This is a genomic window from Pseudomonas sp. CFBP13528, assembly GCF_005233615.1.
GTDB classification, from domain to species: domain Bacteria; phylum Pseudomonadota; class Gammaproteobacteria; order Pseudomonadales; family Pseudomonadaceae; genus Aquipseudomonas; species Aquipseudomonas fluorescens_AM.
Genome location: NZ_QGAJ01000003.1, coordinates 489929 through 516271 on the forward strand (window position 1 = coordinate 489929; position 26343 = coordinate 516271).

A 26343-nucleotide genomic window follows, 5' to 3' on the forward strand; every position below is an offset into this window, starting at 1 on the left:
CTATCAGATTGCCATCGGGGGCAAGCCCCCTCCCACACTTTGATGTGTGAATACATTCAAAATGTGGGAGGGGGCTTGCCCCCGATAGCGTCAGTTCCGTCACCCCCCTTCAAGGAAGAGCACCCCCATGAGCAACCCCCTGCTCAGCATCGGCATTGACTCCAACCGCTCCCAGTTCATGGCGCGCCAGCGTATTGAAAGTCAGATCAACCTGCCGCGGCTGTTTGCAGCTATCGATGCTGACCCCGGCATCGTTGGCGCAGGCGTCGTCTACATCGATTCCGACTTCAACGTCATTACCCTGCGCGAATTCAAGCCCATCTGCAGTATCAGGCCCAAGCGCATCATCTTGCGCGAGGCGCAGAAATACATCTCGCCCGCACAGTTTGTAGAGCAGGTGAAGACTGACCCCCGCGAAGGACGTCTGAGGAAAGAGGCGTTTGATATGGGCCTTTCATGTGGCGCAGCGGTGATTGGCTGGATCGTTGTATTCAGCGGCAGCGTCGCTGTGCCGTTCACTGCGGGTGCCAGTGCGTTTGTGGTGGGTATCGGCGTCACTGCGGCGCTGGCGAGCAGCGCCCAATGCGGATTTGGCGTGGCACGTACCTATAACGAAATACTTGATCCCGATGCAAACGACCGCATGGACGACGCCGAATGGTATGGCGCGGTTTCACCCATCCTCGATGCGGCCTCGCTGGTGGGGATCGGCACGGGGGCCTTGACCACGGTCAGGCTGCTCAAAGCCAACAAGGCCGCCGCGTTGGGTAAGAGTTGGTATGAGCTGCTCAAGGGTCTGAGCCGTCAGGAACGCAAGAAATTGACCAAGGAGTTGCTCAGCCTGCGCGATCCGAGCCTGACGCCCAAGTTGCTCAAGCTGCAGCAGCGCGCCGGCAAGCTGACCAAGAGCTACAGCTCCACCGAAATCCGCCACGCCACGCTGACCCAATTGAAAGATGCGCTGGGCGGCGTATTGGGCATCGCCGGTAGCTATCGAACCGGGCATGTCGGTACGGCCAGCACCATTGCGATCGGCTTGTACGAGGATTTGACCGAATGAGCGGCTTCCCCGATATGCGCAGTTTTCTCGCCCGTTATTTTCCGGTGTTCATGGGCACCGTCTTCATGGCGATCTTCTCCGGCTCAGTCGCAGTTTCCACTGCGGGCGTGACCTATTTGCGTGGGGTAGAGCCAGCGCTCAAGTCCAGCTATTCGGGGGCTGCGATTCTGCTGCTGGTGGTGGTGCTGGTGTTTGGTAACGTGATGATCGCGCGTGGCTATCCCTGGGCGGCCAGGCTGGTGGCGGGATACCTCGGCGCATGCCTGTTGTTCGTCTTGCCGATGATTCAGTACGACCTCAACCGCCTGGTGTACGGCTCGGCGGTGTTGTTCCCACTGCTGGGCTTGCTGTTGCTCAACAGCAAGCGCCACCGCGAAATGCGTCAGCGGCTACTTGAAATACGGCGCCTGCGACAGGCCGTCGTTGCCCAGCGTAGAGCCCGTTGATTGGGTAGATTCACCACCTGTGTTCGCACCCTCATCAGGAAGTCTGGCCCGCGTTGCGATCTCGCGATAAACCAGCCGGCCGCCCAGGCTTGTAAAGCGCCAGTCTCGGCTTGGCGTTTGCTTTGTGGTCGGTGGTGAGCCTGTTTGGTAAGGTGGCACCCATTAGATTGCCATCGGGAGCAAGCCCCCTCCCACACTTGACTGAGTTCCAGCATGAGGATGCAGTCGAATGTGGGAGGGGGCTTGCCCCCGATAGCGTCCTTTCAGTCTCTACCTCTTCAAGGAAGAACACCCCATGGGCAACCCCCTGGCTGGCATCGGCATGGACTCCAACCGCTCCCAGTTCATGGCGCGACAGCGCATTGAAAGCCAGATCAACCTGCCGCGGCTGTTCGCGGCCATTGACGCAGACCCCGGCATTGTTGGTGCGGGCGTGGTGTATATCGACGCCGACTTCAACGTGGTGACCCTGCGTGAGTTCCAGCCTATCTGCAGCATTGCCCCCAAGCGCGTTATTTTGCGTGAGGCGCAGAAATACATCGCCCCGGCGCAGTTTGCGCAACAGGTCCAGGACAACCCCCGCGAATCGCGCCTGGTGGGGGAGGCGATCAACACCTCCCTATCCTGCGCGGGCGCGATTATCGGTTGGATCGTTGTGCTCAGCGGCACCGTTGCTGTGCCGTTCACGGCGGGCGCCAGCACTGTGATTACGGCCATCGGCTATACCGCTGCCACGGCCAGCACGCTCCAGTGTTTTGCCAGCGGCTATCGCGTCAGCAATGAGATCAGCGACCCCTCCAAAAATGACAAGCTTGATAGCTCGCAGTGGTATCACTACACGATGATCGCGCTGGACGCGGCGTCGTTGATCGGGGTCGGTGCATCGACGTTGACCACGGTAAAACTGGTGCGGTTGAACCAGGCGACCACCGGCAAAAGCGTGCGGGACGTGCTGCGCGGATTGAACCGGCAAGAGCGCGCCAAGCTTACCAAGGAGCTGCTCAGCATCAAGGACCCGCGCATGAGCGCCAAAATGCTCAAGTTGAAGCAGCTGTCCGGCGAGACGACCAAGCGGTTCACGCCCGTTCAGGTCAGGCATGCCACAGTGACCCAGATACAGGATGCATTGGGCGCGGCCATCGGCTTTACCGGCAGCGCAATTTCCGGGAATGTGCGCACCATTGCCGTGGGGCTGTATGAGGAAATGAGCGATGAATGAGCTACCTGGTATTCGCAGTTTTCTGGCGCAGTACTTTCCGGTCTTCATGGGCGCTATTTTCGCGGCGGTGTTCAGCCTTGTGTTTGCGGTGCCACTGATTTTCGACAGTTATTTCCCAAGCTTGCCGATGGACGACAACCTCAAGTATTCCTTCCTGGGTGGCCTCGCGCTGACGTGGGGCATCGTGCAGTGCAATTTCATGATCGCCCGCGGGCGACCGCAGTGGGTATGGCCGCTGGCGGCGCTGCTCGCACTCTGTGTTCTGGCGGTACTGCCCACTATTGCCTTTGGTCCTCATCCTCTGTCCTATGGATTGAGCCTGCTGTTTCCGCTGCTCGGGTTGTTGCTGCTCAACAGCAAACGCCACCGCCAAATGCGCCGCAAACTGGTCGAAGTCCGCCGCCTGCGCCAGACCATGACTGCCCAACATAAACGCCGTTGATTGGGTAGATTCACCACCTGTGTTCGCACCTTCACCAGAAGGTCTGGCCCGCTTTAGGATATCTCGCTAAACCAGCCGGCCGCCCTGACCTGTAAAGCGCCAGTCTCGGGTTGGCGTTTCGCTTTGTGGTCGGTGGTGAACCCGTTTGATAGGGTGGCGCCCATTGAATGGTTATCGCGGGCAAGCCCCCTCCCACACTTGACTGAGTTCCAGCATGAGAATGCAGTCGAATGTGGGAGGGGGCTTGCCCCCGATAGCGTCCTTTCAGTCTCTACCTCTTCAAGGAAGAACACCCCATGGGCAACCCCCTGGCCAAAGAATGGGCGAACTGATGACGCTCCGGGACTTTTTCAGGCATTACTTTCTGACATTTCTGGGCGGCGTATTTGCGGCGTATTTTTCATTGGCGTTGGCCATGGCGCTGGCGTTCGTCACCTATTTTGATGATGTGCCCCTGGCTCAAGTCGGGCTCAAGATCATGGCGGCCGGCGCAGTATTCACGCTCCTGACGGTGCATAGCAACTTCATGATTTTGCTCGGCAAACCCTCTTGGACATGGTTGATGATCGGTATCTGCGTGGCCTGCCTGCTGTTTGTGTTGCCGATGTTCCAATACGCCCCTCATCCTGTTCTTTATGGGCTGGCGCTGGTTTTTCCACTGTTCGGGCTGCTGATACTCAACAGCAAGGGGCAGCGCGAGATGCGGGCCAAATTGGTGAAAATTCGCCACCTGCGGCAAGCCATCGGCGCCAGGCACAAGGCCCCATGACTGGGTAGATTCACCACCTCCCTCCAGGCGTTCGCCATAAATATGTGCAGCCTTCGCACCATGACGCCACCGTTGGCGCCATTTTGGTGCTGTACTGCGGCGGTTCCCACGATAAAGCGCAATGACTGCCGCTCTGGCATAAGTCTTGCGCGCGTTGTGCCCATGCCCTGGCTCGCAGGAGGCCGCCGTGTCGATTCATGTCGCGTTGCACCACGTTACGCATTACCGCTACGACCGTGCTGTCGAACTTGGCCCGCAAATTGTGCGATTGCGCCCGGCGGCCCATAGCCGCACGCGGATACTGTCCTACGCGCTGAAGGTGCTGCCCGAGCAGCACTTCATCAACTGGCAACAGGACCCCCAGGGTAATTATCTGGCGCGCCTGGTATTCCCGCAAAAGACTGACGAGCTGCGCGTTGAGGTCGATCTGGTCGCCGAGATGGCGGTATTCAACCCATTCGATTTTTTCCTCGAACCCTACGCCGAAAACATTCCCTTCAGCTATGCCGCCGATGAGCAGCGCGAACTGGCGCCTTACCTGGAAACGTTGCCGCTGACGCCGAAGTTTTCCGCCTACCTGGCCGGTATCGACCGCACACCGTTGCCGGCCGTGGATTTTCTGGTCGGACTCAACCAGCGCCTGGCCGCCGATATCGGCTACCTGATCCGCATGGAGCCGGGCGTGCAAACCCCGGAGTTCACCCTGGAAAATGCCTCGGGCTCATGCCGCGATTCGGCCTGGCTGCTGGTGCAGCTGCTGCGCAACCTCGGGCTGGCGGCGCGGTTTGTCTCCGGCTATCTGATCCAGCTCACCGCCGATGTCAAAGCCCTGGATGGCCCCTCCGGCACCGACGTGGATTTCACCGACCTGCACGCCTGGTGCGAAGTGTATCTGCCCGGCGCCGGCTGGATCGGCCTGGACGCCACCTCGGGCTTGTTCGCCGGTGAAGGCCATATCCCGTTGGCCTGCAGTCCCGATCCATCGTCCGCTGCTCCGATCAGTGGCTTGGTTGAGCCATGCGAGTGCGAGTTCAGCCATGAGATGTCGGTGGAGCGCCTCTGGGAAGCGCCACGGGTGACCAAGCCCTACACCGAAGAGCAATGGCTGGCGATCCAGGCTCTGGGCCGGCAGATCGATGCTGACCTGCACAGGGACGATGTGCGCCTGACCATGGGCGGCGAACCGACGTTCGTGTCTATCGACGACCCCGACGGCGCCGAATGGAATACCGCCGCCCTGGGCCCGGACAAGCGCCGCCTGTCCGCTGAACTGTTCCTGCGCCTGCGCAGGCACTACGCGCCGCAGGGCCTGGTGCATTTCGGCCAGGGCAAGTGGTACCCCGGCGAGCAGTTGCCGCGCTGGTCCCTGAACTGCTACTGGCGCCGCGACGGCGTGCCGATCTGGCACAACAGCGCGTTGATCGCCGATGAACAAGCCGACTATGACGCGGATAGCGTAATGGCCGGGCGCTTTCTGGCCAGTATCGCCGAGCGTCTCAAGCTGCCGGCGCGTTTTGTGTTCCCGGCGTATGAAGACAATTTCTACTACCTGTGGCGCGAGGGCGCGCTACCGCAAAACGTCACCGCCCAGGACCCGCGCCTGAGCGATGACCTGGAGCGCGAGCGCCTGCGCAAAGTCTTCAGCCAGGGCCTGGATAAAGTCATTGGCCAGGTGCTGCCACTGGCGCGCACCGCCGCCAACGATCGCTGGCAGAGCGGGCGCTGGTACCTGCGCGACAACCACTGCCGCCTGGTGCCGGGCGACTCGCCGTTGGGGTATCGATTGCCGTTGGCCTCGCAGCCCTGGGTGACGGCTGCCGAATATCCGTTTGTGCATCCGACCGACCCGAATCAGGAGCAACCGTCGCTGCCGACCACCGCACACCTGCACAGCCATGGCGAGCCGGCCCCGAGCGATGAGCGCGTGCCGCAGGTCGATGAGTCCGCCGACTGGCTGACCCGCACTGCGCTGTGCGCCGAAGCGCGGGAAGGGCGCCTGTACCTGTTCATGCCGCCCCTGGAGCGTGTCGAGGACTATCTGGAGCTGGTGACGGCCATCGAGGCGACCGCCGAAGAACTGCATTGCCCGGTGCTGCTGGAAGGCTACGAGCCGCCGATGGATACACGCCTGAGCCATTTCCGGGTGACGCCGGACCCCGGCGTGATCGAGGTCAACGTGCAGCCGTCCGCCACCTGGGACGAGTTGGTGGAGCGCACCGAATTCCTCTACGAAGAGGCGCGGCAAACCCGCCTGACCACGGAAAAATTCATGATCGACGGTCGCCACACCGGCACCGGCGGCGGCAACCATTTCGTGCTGGGCGGCGCCACGCCCAAGGATTCACCGTTCCTGCGCCGGCCCGACCTGCTGCGCAGCTTGATCAGCTATTGGCACAATCATCCCTCGCTGTCCTATCTGTTCTCCGGCCTGTTTATCGGCCCGACGTCCCAGGCGCCGAGAGTGGATGAAGCGCGCAACGATGCGCTGTATGAGCTGGAAATCGCCTTTGCGCAGATGCCCGCGCCGGGCGAAGAATGCCCGCCCTGGTTGGTCGACCGTTTGCTGCGCAACCTGCTGATCGACGTCACGGGCAATACCCATCGCGCCGAGTTCTGCATCGACAAGCTCTATTCCCCCGATGGCGCCACCGGTCGCCTGGGCCTGCTGGAACTGCGCGCCTTTGAAATGCCGCCCCATGCGCGCATGAGCCTCACCCAGCAGTTGCTGTTGCGGGCGCTGGTCGCGCGGTTCTGGCGTGAACCTTACGCGCCACCGAAGTTGGCGCGCTGGGGGACCGAACTGCATGATCGCTTCCTGTTGCCGCACTTTATCGAGCAGGATTTCGCCGATGTGATCGTCGAGCTCAATGCCGCCGGTTATCCGCTGCGCGCCGAGTGGTTTGCCGCGCACCTGGAATTTCGTTTCCCCAAGGTCGGCGACTATGCCGTCAGCGGTATCGAGCTGGAACTGCGCCAGGCCCTGGAACCCTGGCATGTACTGGGCGAGGAGGGCGCAGTAGGCGGTACGGTGCGCTATGTGGACTCGTCCCTGGAGCGCCTGCAAGTGAAGTTGAGCGGCTTGGCGCCGCAACGTTATGTGCTGACCTGCAATGGCAGTCCGGTGCCGCTGCAGCCGACCGGCCGCGTCGGCGAGTTTGTTGCCGGGGTACGTTACCGCGCCTGGCAACCGGCCAACTGCCTGCAGCCGACCATCGCGGTGCACGCGCCGCTGGTGTTCGACCTGCTGGACACCTGGATGCAGCGCTCGCTGGGCGGCTGCCAGTACCATGTGGCCCATCCGGGCGGGCGCAATTACGACAGCTTGCCGGTGAATGCCAATGAAGCCGAGAGCCGGCGGATGGCGCGGTTTTTCCGCTTGGGGCATAGTCCGGGCAAGCTCTCTGTGCCGACTGTGGTGGTGAACGATGAATTGCCAATGACTCTGGATTTGCGCCGCTTCCCCAATAAAAATGACTGAATCACAATCCAAATGTGGGAGGGGGCTTGCCCCCGATAGCGGTCTGTCAGTCAGAACTTCTGTCACTGAGGCACCGCAATCGGGGGCAAGCCCCCTCCCACATTGGATCGTAGTGAATTTAAGTTAACCTGAGCCCCCTTGCCTCTGCCGAGCGTTCCATGTCCGACTTGCTCGACCGTTACCCGCTGACCCCGGGCACCTATCACGAACTGCTGGATGACAGCGGCGCAGTGCGTGCCCACTGGCAGCGCCTGCTCGACCACCTGCAACGCAGCACGCCGGCCCAACTGGCCCAGCGCCAGGCATTGCTGACCCGGCAGATCCAGGAAAACGGCGTGACCTACAACGTCTACGCCGACCCCAAGGGCGCCGATCGCCCATGGGAACTGGACCTGTTGCCCCACGTGCTGGCCGCTGACGAGTGGCAGCACCTGTCGGCCGGCATTGCCCAGCGGGCGCGCCTGCTCAATGCCGTGCTCGCCGACCTCTATGGGCCGCAGCGCCTGATCAAGGAAGGCCTGCTGCCCGCCGAGCTGGTATTTGGCCACAACAACTTCCTGTGGCCGTGCCAGGGTATCCAGCCACCGGATGGTGCCTTCCTGCACCTGTATGCGGTGGACCTGGCACGCACGCCGGATGGACGCTGGTGGGTAACGGCCGACCGTACCCAGGCACCGTCGGGCGCCGGCTATGCCCTGGAAAACCGTACCATTGTGTCGCGCGCCTTCCCGGATCTTTACCGTGACTTGCAGGTGCAACACCTCACCGGTTTCTTTCGCACACTCCAGGAAACCCTGGCCCGCCAGGCGCCCGGCGATGACCAGCCACCGCTGATCGTGCTGCTGACGCCGGGGCGCTTCAACGAAAGCTATTTCGAACACCTCTACCTCGCGCGTCAGCTCGGCTACCCCCTGGTGGAAGGCGGCGACCTCACCGTGCGCGACAGCACCGTGTTTCTCAAGACCCTCAGTGGCCTGCGCCGCGTTCACGCAATCATGCGGCGCCTGGACGACGACTTCTGCGACCCCCTGGAGCTGCGCACGGATTCGGCCCTCGGCGTCCCGGGCCTGCTCGATGCCGTACGCCAAGGCAATGTATTGGTGGCCAACGCCTTGGGCAGCGGCGTGCTGGAGTCGCCGGGGCTGCTCGGTTTCCTGCCCGGGATCAACGAGTTTTTATTTGGCGAAGCACTGATCCTGCCGTCCATCGCCACCTGGTGGTGCGGTGAGGCGCCGGTGCTGGCCGAAGCGTTGGAGAAGCTGCCGCAGTTGTTGATCAAACCGGCGTTCCCTTCGCAGAGTTTCGCCCCGGTGTTCGGTCGCGACCTGAACGCCGAACAACGCCAGGCCCTGGCCGAGCGCATGCGCGCGCGGCCTTACGCTTATGTTGCCCAGGAGCTGGCGCAATTGTCCCAGGCACCGGTGTGGCACACCGTGGAAGACCATTTGCAACACCGCGCCATCGGCATGCGCGTGTATGCCGTGGCCAGTGACGACGGCTACCGTGTACTGCCCGGCGGCCTGACCCGCGTAGCCGCCGAGGCCGATGCCGAAGTGGTATCGATGCAACGCGGCGGAGCGAGCAAGGACACTTGGGTACTCGGCGAACGTGCGCCCGGTGGCGAGCAATGGCGCGCCCAGCGCGTGATTGGTGCGCACGACCTGGTGCGCCGCGATCCGTATCTGCCGTCACGCGTGGTGGAAAACCTGTTCTGGTTTGGCCGTTATTGCGAGCGCTGCGATGACAGTGCGCGCTGGCTGCGTATCGTGCTGGCGCGCTATGTCGACGGCGACGATCCGTTGGCCTTGCAGGCGGCGGTCGAACTGGGAGAAAGCCTGCGGCTGTTGCCGGAAGAGGGCGAGCTGCCCGACCGCTTGCTGGCCGCCTTGCTCGGCGATGACTGGCCCTCGAGCCTGCGCGCCAATTTGCAGCGCTTGCAGTGGGCAGCGTCCCAGGTGCGCGGCAAGTTGTCCCGGGAAAACTGGCAGGCCCTGGTGGAGCTGCAACGCGAAGCCATGGAATTGGAGCGTGAAACCCCGGACTTCGGCGAGTTGCTGGACTTCCTCAACCGCCTGGTGATGTCCCTGGCGGCGCTGTCCGGGTTTGCCCTGGACGATATGACCCGCGACGAGGGCTGGCGCTTCTTGATGATGGGCCGGCGTATCGAGCGCCTGCAGTTTCTGAGCAGCAGCCTTGCCGCGTTCCTGCGCGGTGTGGCGGTCTTCGATCAGGCCGGGCTGGAATGGTTGCTGGAGCTGGGCAACAGCAGCATCACCTACCGTTCGCGGTACCTGGCGGTGCCGCAACTGATTCCGGTGCTCGACCTGTTGTTGCTCGACGAACAGAACCCCCATGCGGTGCTGTTCCAGCTCAAGCTGGTGAGCCGCACCTTGCGTCGCTTGAATGATGATTTCGGCGTGCCGCGGGAAACCGGCCTGGCAGCGTTGGTGGAGCAGTTGGCGCGTTTCGACCTCGGTTGCCTGGAGAACCCGCTGTTCGGTGAATCCGGCGTGCGCGCCGCGTTGGATGGCCTGGCCGACCTGCTGCAAGCGGTCGCCGATGAGAGCGGGCAAGTGTCGGATCGCCTGGCCCTGCGCCACTTTGCCCATGTGGATGATGTCAGCCAGCAAACGGTGTCGGTGTGATGAGTGCGCGCTATCAGATTTTCCATGACACCCATTATCACTACGACAGCGCGGTGTCCCTGGCCCAGCAGCTGGCGCATCTATGGCCGCGGCCCTGTGCGTGGCAACGGTGCACCTGGCAGACCCTGGATATCAGCCCGCAGCCCTCTTCACGCCGCGACGAGCTGGACGTGTTCGGCAACCCGATCACCCGCCTGGCGTTCGAGCGGCCCCATGACGAATTGCTGATCAATGCCGGCCTGACCGTGGAAGTGCTGGCGCGACCGGCATTGGACTTACGGCAATCGCCGGCCTGGGACCGCACCCGTGACAGCTTTACCTACAGCAGCCAAGCGCTGTCACTGGAGATCATCGAAGCCTGCCGTTATCGCTTCGAATCGCCTTACGTGCATTTGAAAAGAACCTTCGTCGAGTTCTCCGAAAGCTGCTTCCCGGCCGGCGAGCCGTTGCTGCTCGGCGTGCAAGCGCTGATGCAAAAGATCTTCAGCGAATTCACCTTCGATGCCGAAGCCACCCAGGTCGCCACGCCGCTGGTGGAAGTGCTGGAGCGCCGTCGCGGCGTGTGCCAGGACTTCGCGCACCTGATGCTCGCCTGCCTGCGCTCGCGGGGCCTGGCGGCACGTTATATCAGCGGTTACCTGCTCACCCAGCCGCCGCCCGGCCAGCCACGGCTGATCGGTGCCGATGCGTCTCATGCCTGGGTGTCGGTGTTTTGTCCGGTGTCGGGTTGGGTGGATTTCGATCCGACGAATAACGTGCAGCCGGCGCTGGAGCACATCACCCTGGCGTGGGGCCGGGATTTTTCCGATGTGTCGCCGTTGCGAGGGGTGATATTGGGGGGAGGGAACCATGACCCGGAAGTGCGGGTGACGGTAATGCCGCTGGCGTAGCAGATTGCGGTGAGCAAGGCGGGCCTGCTCACCGCAAAGGAAATTATTCAGCCGGATCTTTTGGTGTTTCAGTGTCGTCGCTGGTTTCTTCAGCATCGACGTCCGGGTTCAGTGCGCCCGCTTCTTCATCTGCAGCGGCTTTCTTGCGTTGCAACTTTTCCTCTTTCTTCTGTTCCTTGGCCAAGTCTCTCTGACGTTTGGCGAAGGAGTAATTAGGTTTGGCCATGGGCGATCCTCTAGGGTCGAAGGTGAGGGTGGGCGGCGCGCGGCTGCCTTGGGTCACTATGGTAGCAGCTTCGCAGCGCGCTTGGCCTTCACTTACCGCTGGCGTAAGCGGCGAACAGGCCTTTGAACAGTTGATTGAGGTGCATGGCGCAGGCTCCAATGGGGAATGGGCCGATCATAGCCGGTTGCCGCGAGGGCCGATGGTAGATTGTGTTGATCAGCCTGATAGCCTAAAGTTGTATACAATCTGTTGATGCAGATCATAAGAAATTAGGCCTGCTTGAGGCACCCTTGTCGCAATACGCGTTTTCTAACCCTGCCCTGGAGATTCACATGTTCGCCAAACTCGTTGCTGTTTCCCTGCTGACTCTGGCCAGCGGCCAGTTGCTTGCTGCAGAGTGCAAGGTCACTGTCGACTCCACCGACCAGATGTCGTTCAACACCAAAGAAATCACCATCGACAAGAGCTGCAAGCAGTTCACCGTCGAGCTGACGCACTCCGGTAACCTGCCGAAAAACGTCATGGGGCATAACTGGGTGTTGACCAGCGCCGCCAACATGCAGCCCGTTGCCAGCGACGGCATGGCCGCCGGGGTGGACAAAAACTACCTCAAGGAAGGCGACGACCGCATCATCGCCCACACCAAGCTTATTGGCGCCGGCGAAAAAGATTCGGTGACATTCGACGTGTCGAAGCTGACGGCGGGCACGGATTACATGTTCTTCTGCTCGTTCCCAGGCCATATCTCGATGATGAAAGGCACTGTGACCGTCAAGTAACACCGCGTTATCGTTCATCGGGGGCAAGCCCCCTCCCACATTTGACTGTATTCACAAATCAAGTGTGGGAGGGGGCTTGCCCCCGATGGCATTCTGGCAGTCAACGCAAAACTATCTGCCTCACCTCAAGGCGCAAACGGCATCACCCGCTTGTGCTCCGTCTTGCGGTACGTCTCGCAGATAATCCTGAATGCCTCTTCACGCACGGGTTCACCGTGCAGGAATGCATCGATTTCGGCATAGGTCACGCCATGTGACGCTTCGTCCGGCTTGCCCGGCGACAGGTCCTCCAGGTCGGCGGTCGGGACTTTCTCCACCAACGACTCCGGCGCGCCGAAGTGCCGCGCAATCGCACGCACCTGGTTTTTCACCAGCCCGCTCAGCGGCGCCAGGTCACAGGCGCCATCTCCGAACTTGGTGAAAAAGCCCATCACCGCTTCCGCCGCATGGTCGGTACCGATCACCAGCCCACCGGCCGCACCGGCGATGGTGTACTGCGCGACCATGCGCATGCGCGCCTTGGTGTTGCCCAGCACGAAATCGCGGGATGCCGCCGGTTTGTCATCGAACGCCGCAACCTGATTGGCCAGGGCCTTGACCGCCGGGCCGATGTTGACGGTGTGGCGCTCGTCCGGCTCGATGAAGTCCACCGAAGCCTGGGCTTCGTGTTCGTCGAACTGGGTTTCGTAGGGCAGGCGCACGGCGATGAAACGATAGGCCGCGTCACCGCTGCTGGCGCGCAGTTCCTGCACGGCACGTTGGGCCAGGAGGCCTGCGGTCAGGGAATCGACACCCCCACTGATGCCCAGTACCAGCGACTTGAGCCCGGAATTGCGCAGGCAGTCCTGGATAAAGGCCACGCGCCTGGCGACTTCTGCCTCCAGGGCGGCCTGGTCTTTGAACGGCGCTTGCACCTTGAGCTGCTGCGCAATCTCACGCTGTACGGCTTGCATGCTTCACTCCTTGCTGGATAGGGCAGGTACTTTGAACACGTGACGCAAATAGGCGACAAAATTCGGATCGGTGCAGTGGGTCTTGCCCGCTTCATCGGAAATCTTGGCGACGGGCTGGCCATTGCAGGCGGTCATTTTAAGCACGATGCTCATCGGTTCCACCCCTGGAATATCGCAGGTCAGGTTGGTGCCGATGCCAAAGCTCACATTGATGCGACCACGCAGGGCGCGGAAAATCTCCAGGGCCTTGGGCAACGTCAGGCTGTCGGAGAACACCAGGGTCTTGCTCATCGGCTCGATACCCAGCTTGTGGTAATGGGCGATGGCTTTTTCCGCCCATTGCACCGGGTCGCCGGAGTCGTGGCGCAGCCCGTCGAACAGCTTGGCGAAGTACAAGTCGAAGTCGCCCAGGAACGCATCGGTGGTGATGCAGTCGGTCAGGGCGATGCCCAGCAGGCCACGGTATTCGCGGACCCAGCAGTCAAGGGCGGCGATCTGGCTGTCGATCAGGCGCGGGCCGAGTTGCTGGTGGGCCATGATCCATTCATGGGCCATGGTGCCCAATGGTTTCATGTCGAATTCGCGGGCCAGGTGCACGTTACTGGTACCGACAAACCGCCCGGGGAAGTCATGCTTGAGTACGCTGACCACTTCTTCCTGCACCCGGTACGAGAAGCGCCGGCGCGTGCCGAAGTCAGCCACTTGCAGCTCCGACAGTTCATCGCTGGCGGCATTCGCCGTCAGCCAGTCGAACTTGCGGTACAACTGCTCGCGGGCCTGTTCCAGGATCACGGTCTGGTAGCGGTAGCGGTTACGCACTTCGCTGACGATGGCCAGCATCGGCACTTCAAACAGGATCACATGCAGCCACGGCCCGCGCAGGCGGATAAACAGCTCGCCGTTCTCGATGCCGGTCTGCACGTAGCGCAGGTTGAAGCGGAACAGCCCCAGGAAGCGCAAAAAGTCCGGCTTCATGAAGCTGATACGTTCCAGGAAGCCCAATTGGTCCGGGCTCAGGCTCAACTCGGCGAGACGCTCGATCTGGTAGCGGATCTCCGCCAAATAGGGGCGCAGGTCTTCGCTGTTGCGGCAACGGAACTCCCATTCAACTTCCACATTCGGGTAGTTGTGCAGCACCGCCTGCATCATGGTCAGCTTGTAGAAGTCGGTGTCGAGCAGGTTCTGCACGATGCGATCGGCAAACACACTCTCGCTCATAACGGGAATCTCCAGACGGGTCGACGCTGGGCGCCGGCCTTTACGCACAATTGAGGAAAGGGGGCTAGTGGCGCATAGACCTGTGGGGTATTGCCAGTGATTTTTTTGGGGTGTGGCTACTGGCGCCATCGGGGGCAAGCCCCCTCCCACATTTGAAATGCATTCCAAGTGTGGGAGGGGGCTTGCCCCCGATGGCTATATTCCAGGCACTAAATAACCTGCTCAAGCATCCACTTCACAAACTCCCTCACTTTAGGCACCTCCGCCGCATGCTCCGGATAAGCCAGGTAATACGCATCCTGGCTCGGCATCCCATGCTGCCAGGCAATCACCAACTTGCCGTCGGCCAGTTCCTCTTCCACCAGAAACCGCGGCAGCAGTGCCACGCCACAGCCGACCTGCGCCGCGCGAATGCACATATAAAAGGTGTCAAAGCGCGGCCCGTGATAACTGTGCTCGGTGTGCAAACCCTGGCTGGCGAACCAGTCATGCCAGCCCTGTGGCCGCGAGGCATTTTGCAGCAGCACCAGTTCGCTCAGTTGGGTGGGATCGGTGAACGGCTCTGCCGGCACGCTCTCGGGCGAACACACAGGTACAAGCTCTTCGCTGAACAACTTCAAGCTCTCGGTGCCGGGGCGTGAACCCTGGCCGAAATAGAACGCCATGTCGGCCTTGCCCTGCAGCAGCTCATCCGGTTCCTGTTCGTTGCACAGGTCCAGATGGATCTGTGGGTGGCGCAGGCGCCAGCCCTTGAGGCGCGGCACCAGCCAGCGCGCACCGAAGGTGTAGGGCGTGGACACGCGCAGCACTTCGGTTTCGCCGCCGTAGGAGCGCAGGTAGTGGGTGGACATCTCCACCTGGGAGAGGATCTTGCGCACTTCCACCAGGTACAGGTCGCCCGCCGGCGTCATCTGCAAGCGGCGCCGCACGCGGCGAAACAGCAGGTGCTGCAGCAACTCTTCCAACTGCGCCACCTGTTTGCTCACCGCGCTTTGCGTGAGGTTCAATTCCTCGGCGGCGCGGGTAAAGCTCAGGTGGCGCGTGGCGGCTTCGAAACACTGCAGGGCGGTGATCGAGGGCAAATGTCTTTTGTTCAGCACGGCATGCCTCTTTTTATTCTTTGCATGAATAAACGGAATGATATCTCGCCTAATCGTCGTTTGTTGGCAAGTCTTGGGCCAGCTACAAATGAGGCCTGGATCGCCGTGTCTTGGGCGGCGCAATTTTGTCTTTGCAGATTTGAAGGAGTACCCCATGGTTGCCGCATTGCTTGACCGTCTAGGCGTAAACCCGGCGCTGTACCAGGCGGGGACACAGCCCGTGCATTCGCCGATCGATGGCAGCCGCATCGGCGTCGTGAACTGGGAAGGTGCCGCCGAGGTGGAGCAGCAGGTCAGTCGCGCCGAGCATGCATTCGACGCCTGGCGCAAAGTACCGGCCCCGCGTCGCGGCGAGCTGGTGCGCCAGTTCGGCGACGTGTTGCGCGAGTACAAGGCCGACCTTGGCGAGCTGGTCTCCTGGGAAGCCGGCAAGATCACCCAGGAAGGTCTGGGGGAAGTCCAGGAAATGATCGACATCTGCGACTTCGCCGTCGGCTTGTCGCGCCAGTTGTACGGCTTGACCATCGCCTCCGAGCGTCCCGGTCACCATATGCGTGAAACCTGGCATCCGCTGGGCGTGGTCGGCGTGATCAGCGCGTTCAACTTCCCGGTCGCGGTGTGGGCGTGGAACACCACCCTGGCGCTGGTGTGCGGCAATGCGGTGATCTGGAAACCGTCGGAAAAGACCCCACTCACCGCGCTGGCGTGCCAGGCACTGTTCGAGCGCGTGTTGAAGAATTTCAAGGAGGCGCCGCAGTACCTCAGCCAAGTGATCATCGGTGGCCGCGAGGCCGGCGCCGCGTTGGTGGATGACCCGCGTGTGGCGCTGATCAGCGCCACCGGCAGCACCCGCATGGGCCGCGAAGTGGCGCCCAAAGTCGCTGCGCGCTTTGCCCGCAGCATCCTCGAGCTGGGCGGCAACAATGCGATGATCCTCGGCCCGAGCGCCGATCTGGACATGGCCGTGCGCGCAATCCTGTTCAGCGCCGTCGGCACCGCCGGCCAGCGTTGCACCACCCTGCGCCGGCTGATCGCCCATGAGTCGGTCAAGGCAGAAATCGTCACTCGCCTCAAGGCCGCCTACGCCAAGGTGCGCATCGGCCACCCGCTGGAAGGCAACCTGATCGGCCCGCTGATCGACAAGCACGGCTTCGACAATATGCAGGACGCCCTGGAGCAAGCCCTGAGCGAGGGCGGCAAGGTGTTTGGCGGCAAGCGCCAGCTGCAAGACCAGTTCCCCAACGCTTACTACGTGTCGCCGGCGATTGTGGAAATGCCCGAGCAGAGTGACGTGGTGTGCACCGAAACCTTCGCGCCGATTCTGTACGTGATCGGCTACAGCGACTTTGCCCAAGCGTTGCGCCTGAACAATGCGGTGCCACAAGGCTTGTCGTCGTGCATCTTCACCACCGATGTGCGTGAAGCCGAGCAATTCATGTCGGCGGTGGGCAGTGACTGCGGCATTGCCAACGTCAATATCGGTCCGAGCGGCGCGGAGATCGGCGGCGCGTTTGGCGGTGAGAAGGAGACCGGCGGCGGGCGTGAGTCGGGCTCGGATGCGTGGCGCGGGTATATGCGTCGCCAGACCAATACCGTGAACTATTCGCTGGAGTTGCCGTTGGCGCAGGGCATCACGTTCGACTGAGTCCATGTAGGAGGGGGCTTGCCCCCGATAGCGGTGGCTCAGTTGTTCATCTGTTGACTGACACACTGCCATCGGGGGCAAGCCCCCTCCCACATTTGATCGGGTTCACAACTGAATATAGCCGTTTGTTAGGTCCTCTACGGAGTCTGGCAATGCCTTTACGCGAAGCATGTTTATGGGAACACCTCACCCCCAACCGGCCGGATCGTGCCGCGCTCAAGGGTGAGGTCAAGGTGGATGTGTGCGTGATCGGCGCCGGCATCACCGGTTTGTCAGCCGCCATCCATTTGATGGAACAGGGTAAAAGCGTTGCCGTGCTAGAGGCCCACCGCACCGGCCACGGTGGTTCGGGGCGCAACGTCGGGCTGGTCAACGCCGGTATGTGGATCCCGCCGGACGAGATCGAAGCCGGTTTCGGCGAAGCCGTGGGCAGCCAGCTCAACCGCATGCTGGGCGCGGCACCGTCGCTGGTATTCGGCCTGATCGACAGGTACCACATCGATTGCCAGGTGCGTCGCGAGGGGACGCTGCACATGGCGCATAACGCCCGTGGCGAGGCGGATCTGCGCAGTCGTGAAGAACAATGGAAGCGCCGTGGCGCGCCGGTCGAGTTGCTGACCGGGCTGGCTTGCGAGCAAGCCACCGGCACTACGAAAATCGCCGCAGCGTTGCTGGACCGACGCGCCGGCACCTTGAACCCGATGGCCTACACCAGCGGTCTGGCGAATGCGGCCGTCGGGTTGGGCGGGCAGTTGTTCGATCATTCCCCCGTCACCCAGCTTGAGCGCCAGGGCGCTGGCTGGTCTGTGCAGACCGCCCAGGGCGCGGTGCAGGCCGCCCAGGTGGTGATCGCCTCCAATGCCTATACCGAAGGTGAATGGACCGAGCTGCGGCGTAATTTCTTCCCCGGTTACTACTATCAGGTGGCATCGGCGCCGCTCACCGATGCCGCCGCCGGGCGTATCCTGCCTGGCGGTCAGGGTTCATGGGACACGCGCCAGGTGCTGAGCAGCATTCGCCGCGACGCCGATGGCCGTCTGTTGCTCGGTAGCCTGGGCAACGGTAACCAGAAGCCGGCCTGGTTCCTCAAGGCGTGGGCCGATCGGGTGCAGCAGCACTACTTCCCCTATCTCAAATCGGTGCAGTGGGAATACACCTGGACCGGATGCATCGCGTTTACGCCCGATCACCTGATGCGTTTGTTCGAGCCGGCGCCCGGGCTGGTGGCGGTCACCGGATACAACGGGCGCGGCGTGACCACCGGCAGCGTGGTCGGCAAGGCGTTTGCCGACTATTTATGTCACCACAATCCCCAGGCGCTGCCGATTCCCTTCGCACCGATGCAACCCCTGGCAGGCGCGGGCCTGCGCAGTTGCCTCTATGAGGCAGGTTTCTCGCTGTACCACGCGGGGCAGTGCCTGCGGATCGTGGTCTGACCCGGTAGCGGGCATTTCCTTAGCCGGCTACCCATCTGTATTGGTGCAAGTCGTAGCAATCACGCACTGTAAATGTGCAGTTCCGTTACGCGCAGGGTTACAGCGCCTGGAGCTGCCGTTTATCCCTTCGGTTGCAGGTCTCACCGTTCAAGGTTGTACTTTTTTGGCTTGCAGGTTGCACCTGTCGAGGCTAGACGGTTGCACGTCCTGGCGGGAGGACGTGAAACGCCTGCAATAACAATGACACGGTGTCTTTTTGAAGAATAAAAAAGTAATGGCACGCGGCTTGCTCTGAGCTTTCGGTGAAAGGTTTGAATGCAAGTTGTCGTGCCAAAAATCAAAAATACCGGAGCACCACTCATGTCCCAGACGTTTTACAAGAAAGGTTTTCTGGCCCTCGCCGTTGCTGCGGCGCTGGGTGTTTCTACGTTTGTTCAAGCTGATGTGAAAATTGGTGTGGCAGGCCCGATGACGGGCGCCAACGCCGCTTTCGGTGAGCAGTACATGAAGGGTGCCCAGGCGGCAGCCGATGTTATCAACAAGGCCGGTGGCATCAACGGCGAGCAGATCGTGCTGGTGGCCGGCGATGACGCCTGCGAGCCAAAACAGGCGGTGGCCGTGGCCAACCGCCTGGCCGACCAGGACAAAGTGATCGGCGTGGTCGGGCACTTCTGCTCGTCCAACACCATCCCGGCGTCTGAGGTCTACGACGAAGCAGGCATCATCGCGATCACTCCCGGCTCCACCAACCCACAGGTCACCGAGCGCGGCCTGGGCGCCATGTTCCGCATGTGCGGGCGCGATGACCAGCAGGGCATCGTCGCCGGCGACTACATCGTCGACGTGCTCAAAGGCAAGAAAGTCGCGGTGATCAACGACAAGGACACCTACGGCAAAGGCCTGGCCGACGCCACCGCTGCGCAGTTGACCAAGCGCGGCGTCAAACCGGTGCTGGAAGAAGGCTTGACCCGTGGCGAGAAAGACTTCAGCGCCCTGGTGACCAAGATCCGTTCCCTGGGTGCCGACGTCGTGTACTTCGGCGGTCTGCATCCCGAAGCAGGTCCCCTGGTTCGTCAGATTCGCGAGGCGGGCCTCAAGGCCGCGTTTATGTCCGATGACGGCGTAGTGACCGATGAACTGGCAAAAACCGCCGGTGGCAACCAGTACGTGGATGGCGTCTACATGACCTTCGGTGCTGACCCGCGTCTGTTGCCAGACAGCAAGGCGGTGGTGGATGCCTTCCGTAAAAGCGGGTACGAGCCGGAAGGCTACACCCTGTACGCCTACGCCTCGATCCAGGCCCTGGCCGCCGGCTTCAATGGTGCCAAGTCCAACAAGGGCGAAAACGCGGCCAAGTGGCTCAAGGCTAACCCGGTTAAAACCGTCATGGGCGAAAAGGCCTGGGATGCCAAGGGCGACCTGAAAATCTCCGACTACGTGGTTTACCAGTGGGATAAAGACGGCAAATACCACCAGCTGGAAAAACAGAAGTAATCCATGTGGGAGGGGGCTTGCCCCCGATTGTGGTGGGTCAGCTGCACCTTTGTTGACTGATACACCGCATCGGGGCCAAGCCCCCTCCCACCTTGGAACAGTGTGGTTATTGGTCGCTGTTTTTTCCTCCAGAAGCGCCGCACACCCCTCGGTGTGCAGGTGCTCACCGCGTGAGATTGCGTTATGGATGGTATTTTCCTGCAGCAACTGGTCAACGGCCTGACCCTCGGGTCGGTCTATGGCCTGATCGCCATCGGCTACACAATGGTCTATGGCATCATCGGCATGATCAACTTCGCCCACGGCGAGGTTTATATGATTTCCGCTTACCTCGCGGCGATCAGTCTGGCACTGCTGGCTTACTTCGGCATCGAATCCTTCCCGCTGCTCATTCTCGGCACCCTGATCTTCACCGTGGTCGTTACCGGCGTGTACGGTTGGGTCATCGAACGTGTCGCCTACAAACCGCTGCGCAACTCCACCCGACTGGCACCGCTGATCAGCGCCATCGGCATTTCCCTGATCCTGCAGAACTACGCGCAGATTGCCCAGGGCGCCAAGCAACAAGGCATTCCCACCCTGCTGGCAGGCGCCTGGCGCGTCGACATCGGCACCGGCTTCGTGCAACTGACCTACACCAAAGTGTTCATCCTCGTGGCGGCATTCGCCGGCATGGCGTTGCTCACCTACATCATCAAATACACCAAGCTTGGCCGCATGTGCCGGGCCACCCAGCAAGACCGCAAGATGGCCTCGATCCTGGGCATCAACACCGACCGCGTGATCTCCTACGTGTTCGTCATCGGCGCCGCCATGGCTGCCCTGGCCGGCGTGCTGATCACCCTCAATTACGGCACCTTCGACTTCTATGCCGGCTTCATTATCGGCATCAAGGCGTTTACCGCAGCGGTACTCGGCGGCATCGGCTCCCTGCCTGGGGCGATGCTGGGCGGGATCATCCTCGGTATCTCCGAGTCGTTGTTCTCGGGGTTGATCAACTCTGACTACAAAGACGTGTTCAGTTTCTCCCTGCTGGTGGTGATTCTGATTTTCCGTCCCCAGGGCCTGCTTGGTCGCCCACTTGTGGCGAAGGTGTAAACATGTCTGCTGCCAAATCCATTGATATCAAGAAAAGTGTGGTCGACACGGTCCTCGCCGGGCTGATTTCGCTGATCGTGTTCGGCCCGATTGTTGGCGTGGTGCTCGACGGCTACAGCTTCAACCTGGAGCCTGCGCGCGTTGCCACGTTGGTCGCCATTGTGATGGCCGGGCGTTTTGCCTTGAGCCTGTTCCTGCAAACCCCCAAGGGCGTGAAGATCCTGCAGGGTTTCGAAAGCAGCGGCTCGGGCGTGCACGTGTTGCCGCCGGACTACAAATCGCGGCTGCGCTGGATCATTCCAGCACTGATCGTGATCGCCATCGTGTTCCCGATTTTCGCCAACAAGTACCTGCTGACCGTGGTGATCCTCGGGTTGATCTACGTGTTGCTCGGCCTGGGGCTGAACATCGTGGTGGGCCTGGCCGGTCTGCTCGACCTGGGTTACGTGGCGTTCTACGCCATCGGTGCCTACGGCCTGGCGCTGGGTTACCAATACCTCGGCCTGGGCTTCTGGAGCGTGCTGCCACTGGCGGCGATCGCGGCGGCGTTGGCGGGGTGCATACTCGGGTTCCCGGTGCTGCGAATGCACGGCGACTACCTGGCCATCGTGACGTTGGGCTTTGGTGAAATCATCCGCCTGGTGCTGAACAACTGGCTGTCGTTTACCGGCGGGCCAAACGGTATGCCGGTGCCTTCGCCGACGTTCCTGGGCCTTGAGTTCGGCAAGCGCGCGAAGGATGGCGGGATTCCGTTCCACGAGTTCTTCGGTCTCGATTACAACCCCAACATCAAGTTCATGTTTATCTACATCGTGCTGTTCCTCGTCGTGCTGGCGGTGCTCTACATCAAGCACCGCCTGACCCGCATGCCGGTCGGCCGCGCGTGGGAGGCCTTGCGCGAAGATGAAATCGCCTGTCGCTCCATGGGCCTGAACCATGTGCTGGTCAAGCTATCGGCATTCACCATTGGCGCGTCCACCGCCGGGTTGGCGGGGGTGTTCTTTGCCAGCTACCAGGGCTTCGTCAACCCGTCGTCGTTTACCTTCTTCGAGTCGGCGTTGATCCTGGCCATCGTGGTGTTGGGCGGCATGGGCTCGACGGTGGGTGTGGTGATCGCCGCGTTCGTACTGACCGTGGCGCCTGAATTGCTGCGCAGCTTCTCTGAATACCGCGTACTGCTGTTCGGCGTGTTGATGGTGGTGATGATGATCTGGAGGCCGCGCGGCTTGATTCGCATCAGCCGTACCGGCGTGGCGCCACGCAAGGGGGTAGCACCATGAGCAAGGAAGTCGTGCTGTCCGTCGAACACCTGATGATGCACTTCGGGGGCATCAAGGCCCTCAGTGATGTGAGCCTGCAGGTCAAGCGCAATTCGATCTTTGCCCTGATCGGCCCCAACGGCGCCGGCAAGACCACGGTGTTCAACTGCCTCACCGGCTTCTACAAGGCCAGCGGCGGCAAGATCGAACTCAACGTGCGGGGCAAGCGAACCAACGTCATCCAGTTGCTGGGTGAGCGCTTTGAGGCCACCGACTTCGTGTCGCCGAAGAGCTTTTTCAGCCGTGTGTACTACAAGATGTTCGGCGGCACCCACCTGGTGAACCGCGCCGGCCTGGCGCGGACCTTCCAGAACATTCGCCTGTTCAAGGAAATGTCGGTGCTGGAAAACCTGCTGGTGGCCCAGCACATGTGGGTCAACCGCAATATGCTCGCGGGCATCCTCAACACCAAGGGCTACCGCAAGGCTGAAAGCGACGCCCTCGACCACGCTTTTTACTGGCTGGAAGTGGTCGACCTGGTGGACTGCGCCAACCGCCTGGCCGGCGAGCTTTCCTACGGCCAGCAGCGCCGCCTGGAAATCGCTCGCGCCATGTGCACGCGGCCGCAGATCATCTGCCTGGACGAACCGGCAGCGGGCCTCAACCCTCAGGAAACCGAAGCCCTCAGTGCGATGATTCGCCTGCTGCGCGACGAACACGACCTCACGGTGGTGCTGATCGAACACGACATGGGCATGGTGATGAGTATTTCCGACCACATCGTGGTGCTGGACCACGGCAACGTGATCGCCGAAGGCGGGCCGGACGCGATCCGCAACGACCCGAAAGTGATTGCCGCCTACCTGGGCGCGGACGAAGAGGAGCTGGTATGAGCGGGCCTATCCTCGAAATGAAGGACCTGGACGTGTTCTACGGCCCGATCCAGGCCCTGAAAAAAGTCTCGCTGCATATCAACGAGGGCGAAACCGTCAGCCTGATCGGCTCCAACGGCGCGGGCAAATCCACGCTGCTGATGTCGATCTTCGGACAGCCACGGGCCGAGTCGGGGCAGATTCTCTATAACGGCGTGGACATCACCCACAAGTCGTCCCACTACATTGCCTCCAACGGCATCGCGCAGTCGCCGGAAGGGCGGCGGGTATTCCCTGACATGACCGTCGAGGAAAACCTGCTGATGGGCACCATCCCCATTGGCGACAAGTTCGCCGATGAGGATATGCAGCGCATGTTCGAGCTGTTCCCACGGCTCAAGGAGCGGCGCAACCAGCGGGCGATGACCATGTCCGGCGGCGAGCAGCAAATGCTCGCCATCGCGCGTGCGCTGATGAGCCGGCCCAAGCTGTTGCTGCTCGATGAGCCGAGCCTGGGCCTGGCGCCGATTGTGGTGAAACAGATCTTTTCCACCCTGCGCGAGCTGGCATCCACCGGGATGACTATCTTTCTGGTGGAGCAGAACGCCAACCACGCCCTGCGCCTCTCGGACCGGGCCTATGTGATGGTCAACGGCGAGATTCGCCTGACGGGGAGCGGCAAGGAGTTGCTGGTGAACGAGGAAGTGCGCAACGCCTACCTCGGCGGTCACTGACTGCGCAATACCCTGTGGGAGGGGGGCAAGCCCCCCTCCCACATTTGATTTCGAGTGGCTTTTGAAATTGTGGAAAACAATTCCAGCCCCCCTCCAAAGCGCGACATATAGCCGCCGCAAATACCTGTTTTGTCACAGTTTTGACTTGTCCCCATCCACTGTGGAACCGGCTGTGGGTAACGTGGTGGTACATGGCTGAACGCCTTTGAATACGTGGCCTGCAGGCTTGTGGTTGTTTTTTGATCAGTGGCTTTTTCACGGCCGTCCGAGGGTTTTGTCAACCTGTTTAAAGACACAGGTATATGACCGAAATAGGTCAGTTCAGCCTGTGGATAAGTCTGTGACTAAACTCTGGAAAGACCGCCGCAGAGGCCGGAATGACTGGCCTGTAGCCATCGTTCGCATCTCATCGAGTGAAATTGCCTGCATACGCCCTGCATCCTGGTCAAGCAAAAAACTTTGCGCAAACACCTGCAAGCCTTGTATACCGTGGCCCGAGGCGATGTGCACTTGCCCCCAAAGACTGTGGGCGCAGTTGTGGATAACCTGCGCGTACATGGCTGCAGGCCGCGATTCATATAGCTCTGCCAGGGGTGGTTAAAAAATGATCAGTCCGACATGAAGGTGTGCGCATAGCGGTTGCCGCAACGGCGGCGTAAGGGCATTCTGCTGGCAACTTTTTTCGTTGCCCGCAAGGAGAACACCATGTCCGACACGCTGTTTATTACTGGCGCCACTTCAGGTTTCGGAGAAGCCTGTGCCCGCCGTTTTGCCGAGGCCGGCTGGAAACTGGTGCTCACTGGCCGGCGTGCCGAGCGTTTGAATGCGCTGGTCGAAGAACTCTCCAGGCAGACCGAAGTGCATGGTCTGGTGGTGGACGTGCGTGATCGCCAAGGCATGGAAGAAGCCATCGCCAACCTGCCGCCAGCGTTCGCCAAGCTGCGCGGGCTGATCAACAACGCCGGCCTGGCCGTGGGCGCTGACCCTGCGCCCAAGTGCAACCTCGACGATTGGGAAACCATGGTCGACACCAATATCAAGGGCCTGTTGACCACCACCCACCTGCTGCTGCCGCGCCTGATCGCCCATGGCCGTGGCGCCGGGATCATCAACCTGGGTTCCATCGCCGGCAGTTACCCCTACCCGGGCAGCCACGTGTACGGCGGCTCCAAGGCGTTCGTAAAGCAATTCTCGCTGAACCTGCGCTGCGATCTGCAAGGCACCGGCGTGCGGGTGACCAACATCGAGCCGGGCTTGTGCGAGAGCGAGTTTTCCCTGGTGCGTTTCGGTGGTGATCAGGCGCGCTATGACGCGACCTATGCCGGCGCCGAGCCGATCCAGCCGCAGGATATTGCCGACACAATCTTCTGGGTGCTGAACACGCCGGCGCACGTGAATATCAACCGGCTGGAACTGATGCCGGTGAGCCAGACCTGGGCTGGGTTTGCGATTGAGCGTGGGGCCAAGTAAGGCTTTAGACCGAGTCGCTGCCATCGGGGGCAAGCCCCCTCCCACAGGTTGAAATGCGTTCCAAATGTGGGAGGGGGCTTGCCCCCGATGGCGTCAAATCGGCCAAAAACAGGCCATAAGGTACACTCCACCTTTGAAAACCCCACCGCACCCTGCGGTTTAAAGGTTTTGACGGGAGGAAATGTGAGTAACCGAGGTGAGCAGGCACTGCTCAAACAATCGACCATCCTGATGTTCGCAGTCGCGATCGCCGGGATTGTCACGGGTGTGATGTCCGGCGCCCAATCCATTCTGTTCGACGGCTTTTTCTCGCTGATCGCCACCGCCATCAAGGTGCTGATGCTGATCACGGCCAAGCTGATCGCCAAGAAAAGCAACGAGCGTTTCCAGTTCGGCTATTGGCACCTGGAGCCGATGGTGCTGTTGATCGAAGGCAGCTTCCTGCTGCTGATCGCCATCTACGCGTTTCTCAACGGTGTGTTCGGCATTATCAATGGCGGTCGCGAAATCGAGTTGGGGCTGGTGATCGTGTATGCGGCGGTGTTTACCGTCGTGGAGTTCGCCTACTTTTTCTATGTGCGCTACCGCAACCGCAGGTTGAAATCCTCGCTGATCCAGTTCGACAATATCAGTTGGCTGGTGGACGCAATGCTGTCGGTGGGCTTGCTGATCAGCTTTCTGGCGGCACTGTTGCTCAAGTCCCAGGGGTATGGCGAGTGGGCGGTGTACGTCGACCCGCTGATCCTGATTCTACTGGCCCTGAGCATGCTGGCGCCGGCGTTCAAGATCCTGCGCCCGGCCTTGCGTGAGGTGCTGGGCATTGCCCCGGATCACTTGGACGACACCGTGCGCGAAGTGATGGACGCGGCGCAGGCCAGGCATGGCTTCGACGACTACGTGTCCTACGTGCAGAAGCACGGGCGGGCACGATTCATTGAAATTCATGTGGTGTTGCCGGCCGATTACCCAGTGGATAAGGTCGCGACCCTCGACGGGTTGCGCGAAGAGATATCCACAGCGCTGGGCACGCCGGATGCGGCGCGCTGGTTGACGATCAGTTTTACTGGGGATCGCAAGTGGATTGCGTGAGGGCTGTCAGACCGAGGTGAG

22 protein-coding genes are annotated in these 26343 nt (G+C 61.3%); 18 read left to right on the plus strand and 4 right to left on the minus strand.

From position 1 onward, the window contains the following. The first annotated feature begins 127 nt into the window (after positions 1–127). The 8 genes from PspCFBP13528_RS08820 (at position 128) to PspCFBP13528_RS08855 (ending at position 10949) form a co-directional block, all read left to right on the plus strand. Positions 128–1060, plus strand: coding sequence for an NAD synthetase (locus PspCFBP13528_RS08820; protein ID WP_137200000.1), 933 nt, complete (start codon positions 128–130; stop codon positions 1058–1060). Continuing rightward, positions 1057–1506 carry a hypothetical protein gene (locus tag PspCFBP13528_RS08825; RefSeq protein WP_137200001.1) on the plus strand — a complete coding sequence of 150 codons (450 nt, stop codon included), beginning with the start codon at positions 1057–1059 and terminating at the stop codon, positions 1504–1506. The genes PspCFBP13528_RS08820 and PspCFBP13528_RS08825 overlap by 4 nt, the downstream gene beginning before the upstream one ends. 295 nt (positions 1507–1801) lie before the next feature. Next, positions 1802–2725 carry an NAD synthetase gene (locus tag PspCFBP13528_RS08830; protein ID WP_137200002.1) on the plus strand — a complete coding sequence of 308 codons (924 nt, stop codon included), beginning with the start codon at positions 1802–1804 and terminating at the stop codon, positions 2723–2725. Then, the gene (locus PspCFBP13528_RS08835) at positions 2718–3167 is read left to right on the plus strand and encodes a hypothetical protein (RefSeq protein ID WP_065883329.1); all 450 of its coding nucleotides are present in this window, start codon (positions 2718–2720) and stop codon (positions 3165–3167) included. The genes PspCFBP13528_RS08830 and PspCFBP13528_RS08835 overlap by 8 nt, the downstream gene beginning before the upstream one ends. A 319-nt stretch (positions 3168–3486) precedes the next feature. Continuing rightward, a complete protein-coding gene (locus PspCFBP13528_RS08840) occupies positions 3487–3936 on the plus strand; it encodes a hypothetical protein (protein ID WP_137200003.1) in 450 nt (149 codons plus the stop codon). Positions 3937–4123: 187 nt separating this feature from the next. Then, on the plus strand, positions 4124–7414 hold the full coding sequence (locus PspCFBP13528_RS08845; RefSeq protein ID WP_137200004.1) for a transglutaminase family protein: 3291 nt from the start codon (positions 4124–4126) through the stop codon (positions 7412–7414). 158 nt (positions 7415–7572) lie between these two features. After that, on the plus strand, positions 7573–10059 hold the full coding sequence (locus PspCFBP13528_RS08850) for a circularly permuted type 2 ATP-grasp protein (RefSeq protein WP_137200006.1): 2487 nt from the start codon (positions 7573–7575) through the stop codon (positions 10057–10059). Continuing rightward, positions 10059–10949 carry a transglutaminase family protein gene (locus PspCFBP13528_RS08855; RefSeq protein ID WP_065951501.1) on the plus strand — a complete coding sequence of 297 codons (891 nt, stop codon included), beginning with the start codon at positions 10059–10061 and terminating at the stop codon, positions 10947–10949. Before PspCFBP13528_RS08850 ends, PspCFBP13528_RS08855 begins: the two co-directional genes overlap by 1 nt. A gap of 43 nt (positions 10950–10992) precedes the next feature. Here the strand turns inward: PspCFBP13528_RS08855 and PspCFBP13528_RS08860 are convergent, their stop codons facing one another. After that, positions 10993–11175, minus strand: a complete 183-nt coding sequence (locus tag PspCFBP13528_RS08860) for a hypothetical protein (RefSeq protein WP_065951500.1) — start codon at positions 11173–11175, stop codon at positions 10993–10995. A gap of 332 nt (positions 11176–11507) precedes the next feature. Between PspCFBP13528_RS08860 and azu the strand changes: the two genes are divergently transcribed. After that, the gene (gene azu / locus PspCFBP13528_RS08870) at positions 11508–11954 is read left to right on the plus strand and encodes an azurin (RefSeq protein WP_065883471.1); all 447 of its coding nucleotides are present in this window, start codon (positions 11508–11510) and stop codon (positions 11952–11954) included. Between the two features lie 125 nt (positions 11955–12079). On the opposite strand, the gene nadE is transcribed toward azu, so the two are convergent. From nadE to PspCFBP13528_RS08885, 3 genes are all read right to left on the minus strand, one after another. Further along, positions 12080–12907: an ammonia-dependent NAD(+) synthetase gene (gene nadE / locus PspCFBP13528_RS08875; protein WP_065951499.1), complete on the minus strand. Its 828-nt coding sequence runs from the start codon at positions 12905–12907 to the stop codon at positions 12080–12082. A 3-nt stretch (positions 12908–12910) separates the two neighbouring features. Next, a complete protein-coding gene (pncB, locus tag PspCFBP13528_RS08880; protein WP_065883346.1) occupies positions 12911–14125 on the minus strand; it encodes a nicotinate phosphoribosyltransferase in 1215 nt (404 codons plus the stop codon). Positions 14126–14334: 209 nt separating this feature from the next. After that, entirely contained in the window at positions 14335–15225 is an 891-nt protein-coding gene (locus PspCFBP13528_RS08885) for a LysR family transcriptional regulator (protein WP_065951498.1), read from the minus strand. A 154-nt stretch (positions 15226–15379) separates the two neighbouring features. Here PspCFBP13528_RS08885 and PspCFBP13528_RS08890 point away from each other — a divergent pair, with 154 nt between their 5' ends. The 9 genes from PspCFBP13528_RS08890 to PspCFBP13528_RS08930 all read left to right on the plus strand — a co-directional run bounded on the left by PspCFBP13528_RS08890 (position 15380) and on the right by PspCFBP13528_RS08930 (position 26322). After that, complete coding sequence (locus tag PspCFBP13528_RS08890; RefSeq protein WP_065951497.1) at positions 15380–16870, plus strand: aldehyde dehydrogenase family protein; 1491 nt, start codon at positions 15380–15382, stop codon at positions 16868–16870. A gap of 152 nt (positions 16871–17022) precedes the next feature. Next, entirely contained in the window at positions 17023–18306 is a 1284-nt protein-coding gene (locus PspCFBP13528_RS08895; protein WP_137200007.1) for an FAD-binding oxidoreductase, read from the plus strand. 360 nt (positions 18307–18666) lie between these two features. Beyond that, a complete protein-coding gene (locus PspCFBP13528_RS08900; RefSeq protein WP_101218916.1) occupies positions 18667–19800 on the plus strand; it encodes a branched-chain amino acid ABC transporter substrate-binding protein in 1134 nt (377 codons plus the stop codon). A gap of 183 nt (positions 19801–19983) precedes the next feature. After that, positions 19984–20898: a branched-chain amino acid ABC transporter permease gene (locus PspCFBP13528_RS08905; RefSeq protein WP_003188099.1), complete on the plus strand. Its 915-nt coding sequence runs from the start codon at positions 19984–19986 to the stop codon at positions 20896–20898. 2 nt (positions 20899–20900) lie between these two features. Then, positions 20901–22178, plus strand: a complete 1278-nt coding sequence (gene livM, locus PspCFBP13528_RS08910; RefSeq protein WP_065951494.1) for a high-affinity branched-chain amino acid ABC transporter permease LivM — start codon at positions 20901–20903, stop codon at positions 22176–22178. After that, on the plus strand, positions 22175–23050 hold the full coding sequence (locus PspCFBP13528_RS08915; protein ID WP_065951493.1) for an ATP-binding cassette domain-containing protein: 876 nt from the start codon (positions 22175–22177) through the stop codon (positions 23048–23050). The genes livM and PspCFBP13528_RS08915 overlap by 4 nt, the downstream gene beginning before the upstream one ends. Next, positions 23047–23763, plus strand: a complete 717-nt coding sequence (locus PspCFBP13528_RS08920; protein ID WP_137200009.1) for an ABC transporter ATP-binding protein — start codon at positions 23047–23049, stop codon at positions 23761–23763. Before PspCFBP13528_RS08915 ends, PspCFBP13528_RS08920 begins: the two co-directional genes overlap by 4 nt. A 705-nt stretch (positions 23764–24468) precedes the next feature. Further along, entirely contained in the window at positions 24469–25233 is a 765-nt protein-coding gene (locus tag PspCFBP13528_RS08925) for an SDR family oxidoreductase (RefSeq protein ID WP_137200010.1), read from the plus strand. A gap of 183 nt (positions 25234–25416) precedes the next feature. After that, positions 25417–26322: a cation diffusion facilitator family transporter gene (locus PspCFBP13528_RS08930; protein WP_101218914.1), complete on the plus strand. Its 906-nt coding sequence runs from the start codon at positions 25417–25419 to the stop codon at positions 26320–26322. Positions 26323–26343 lie beyond the last annotated feature (21 nt).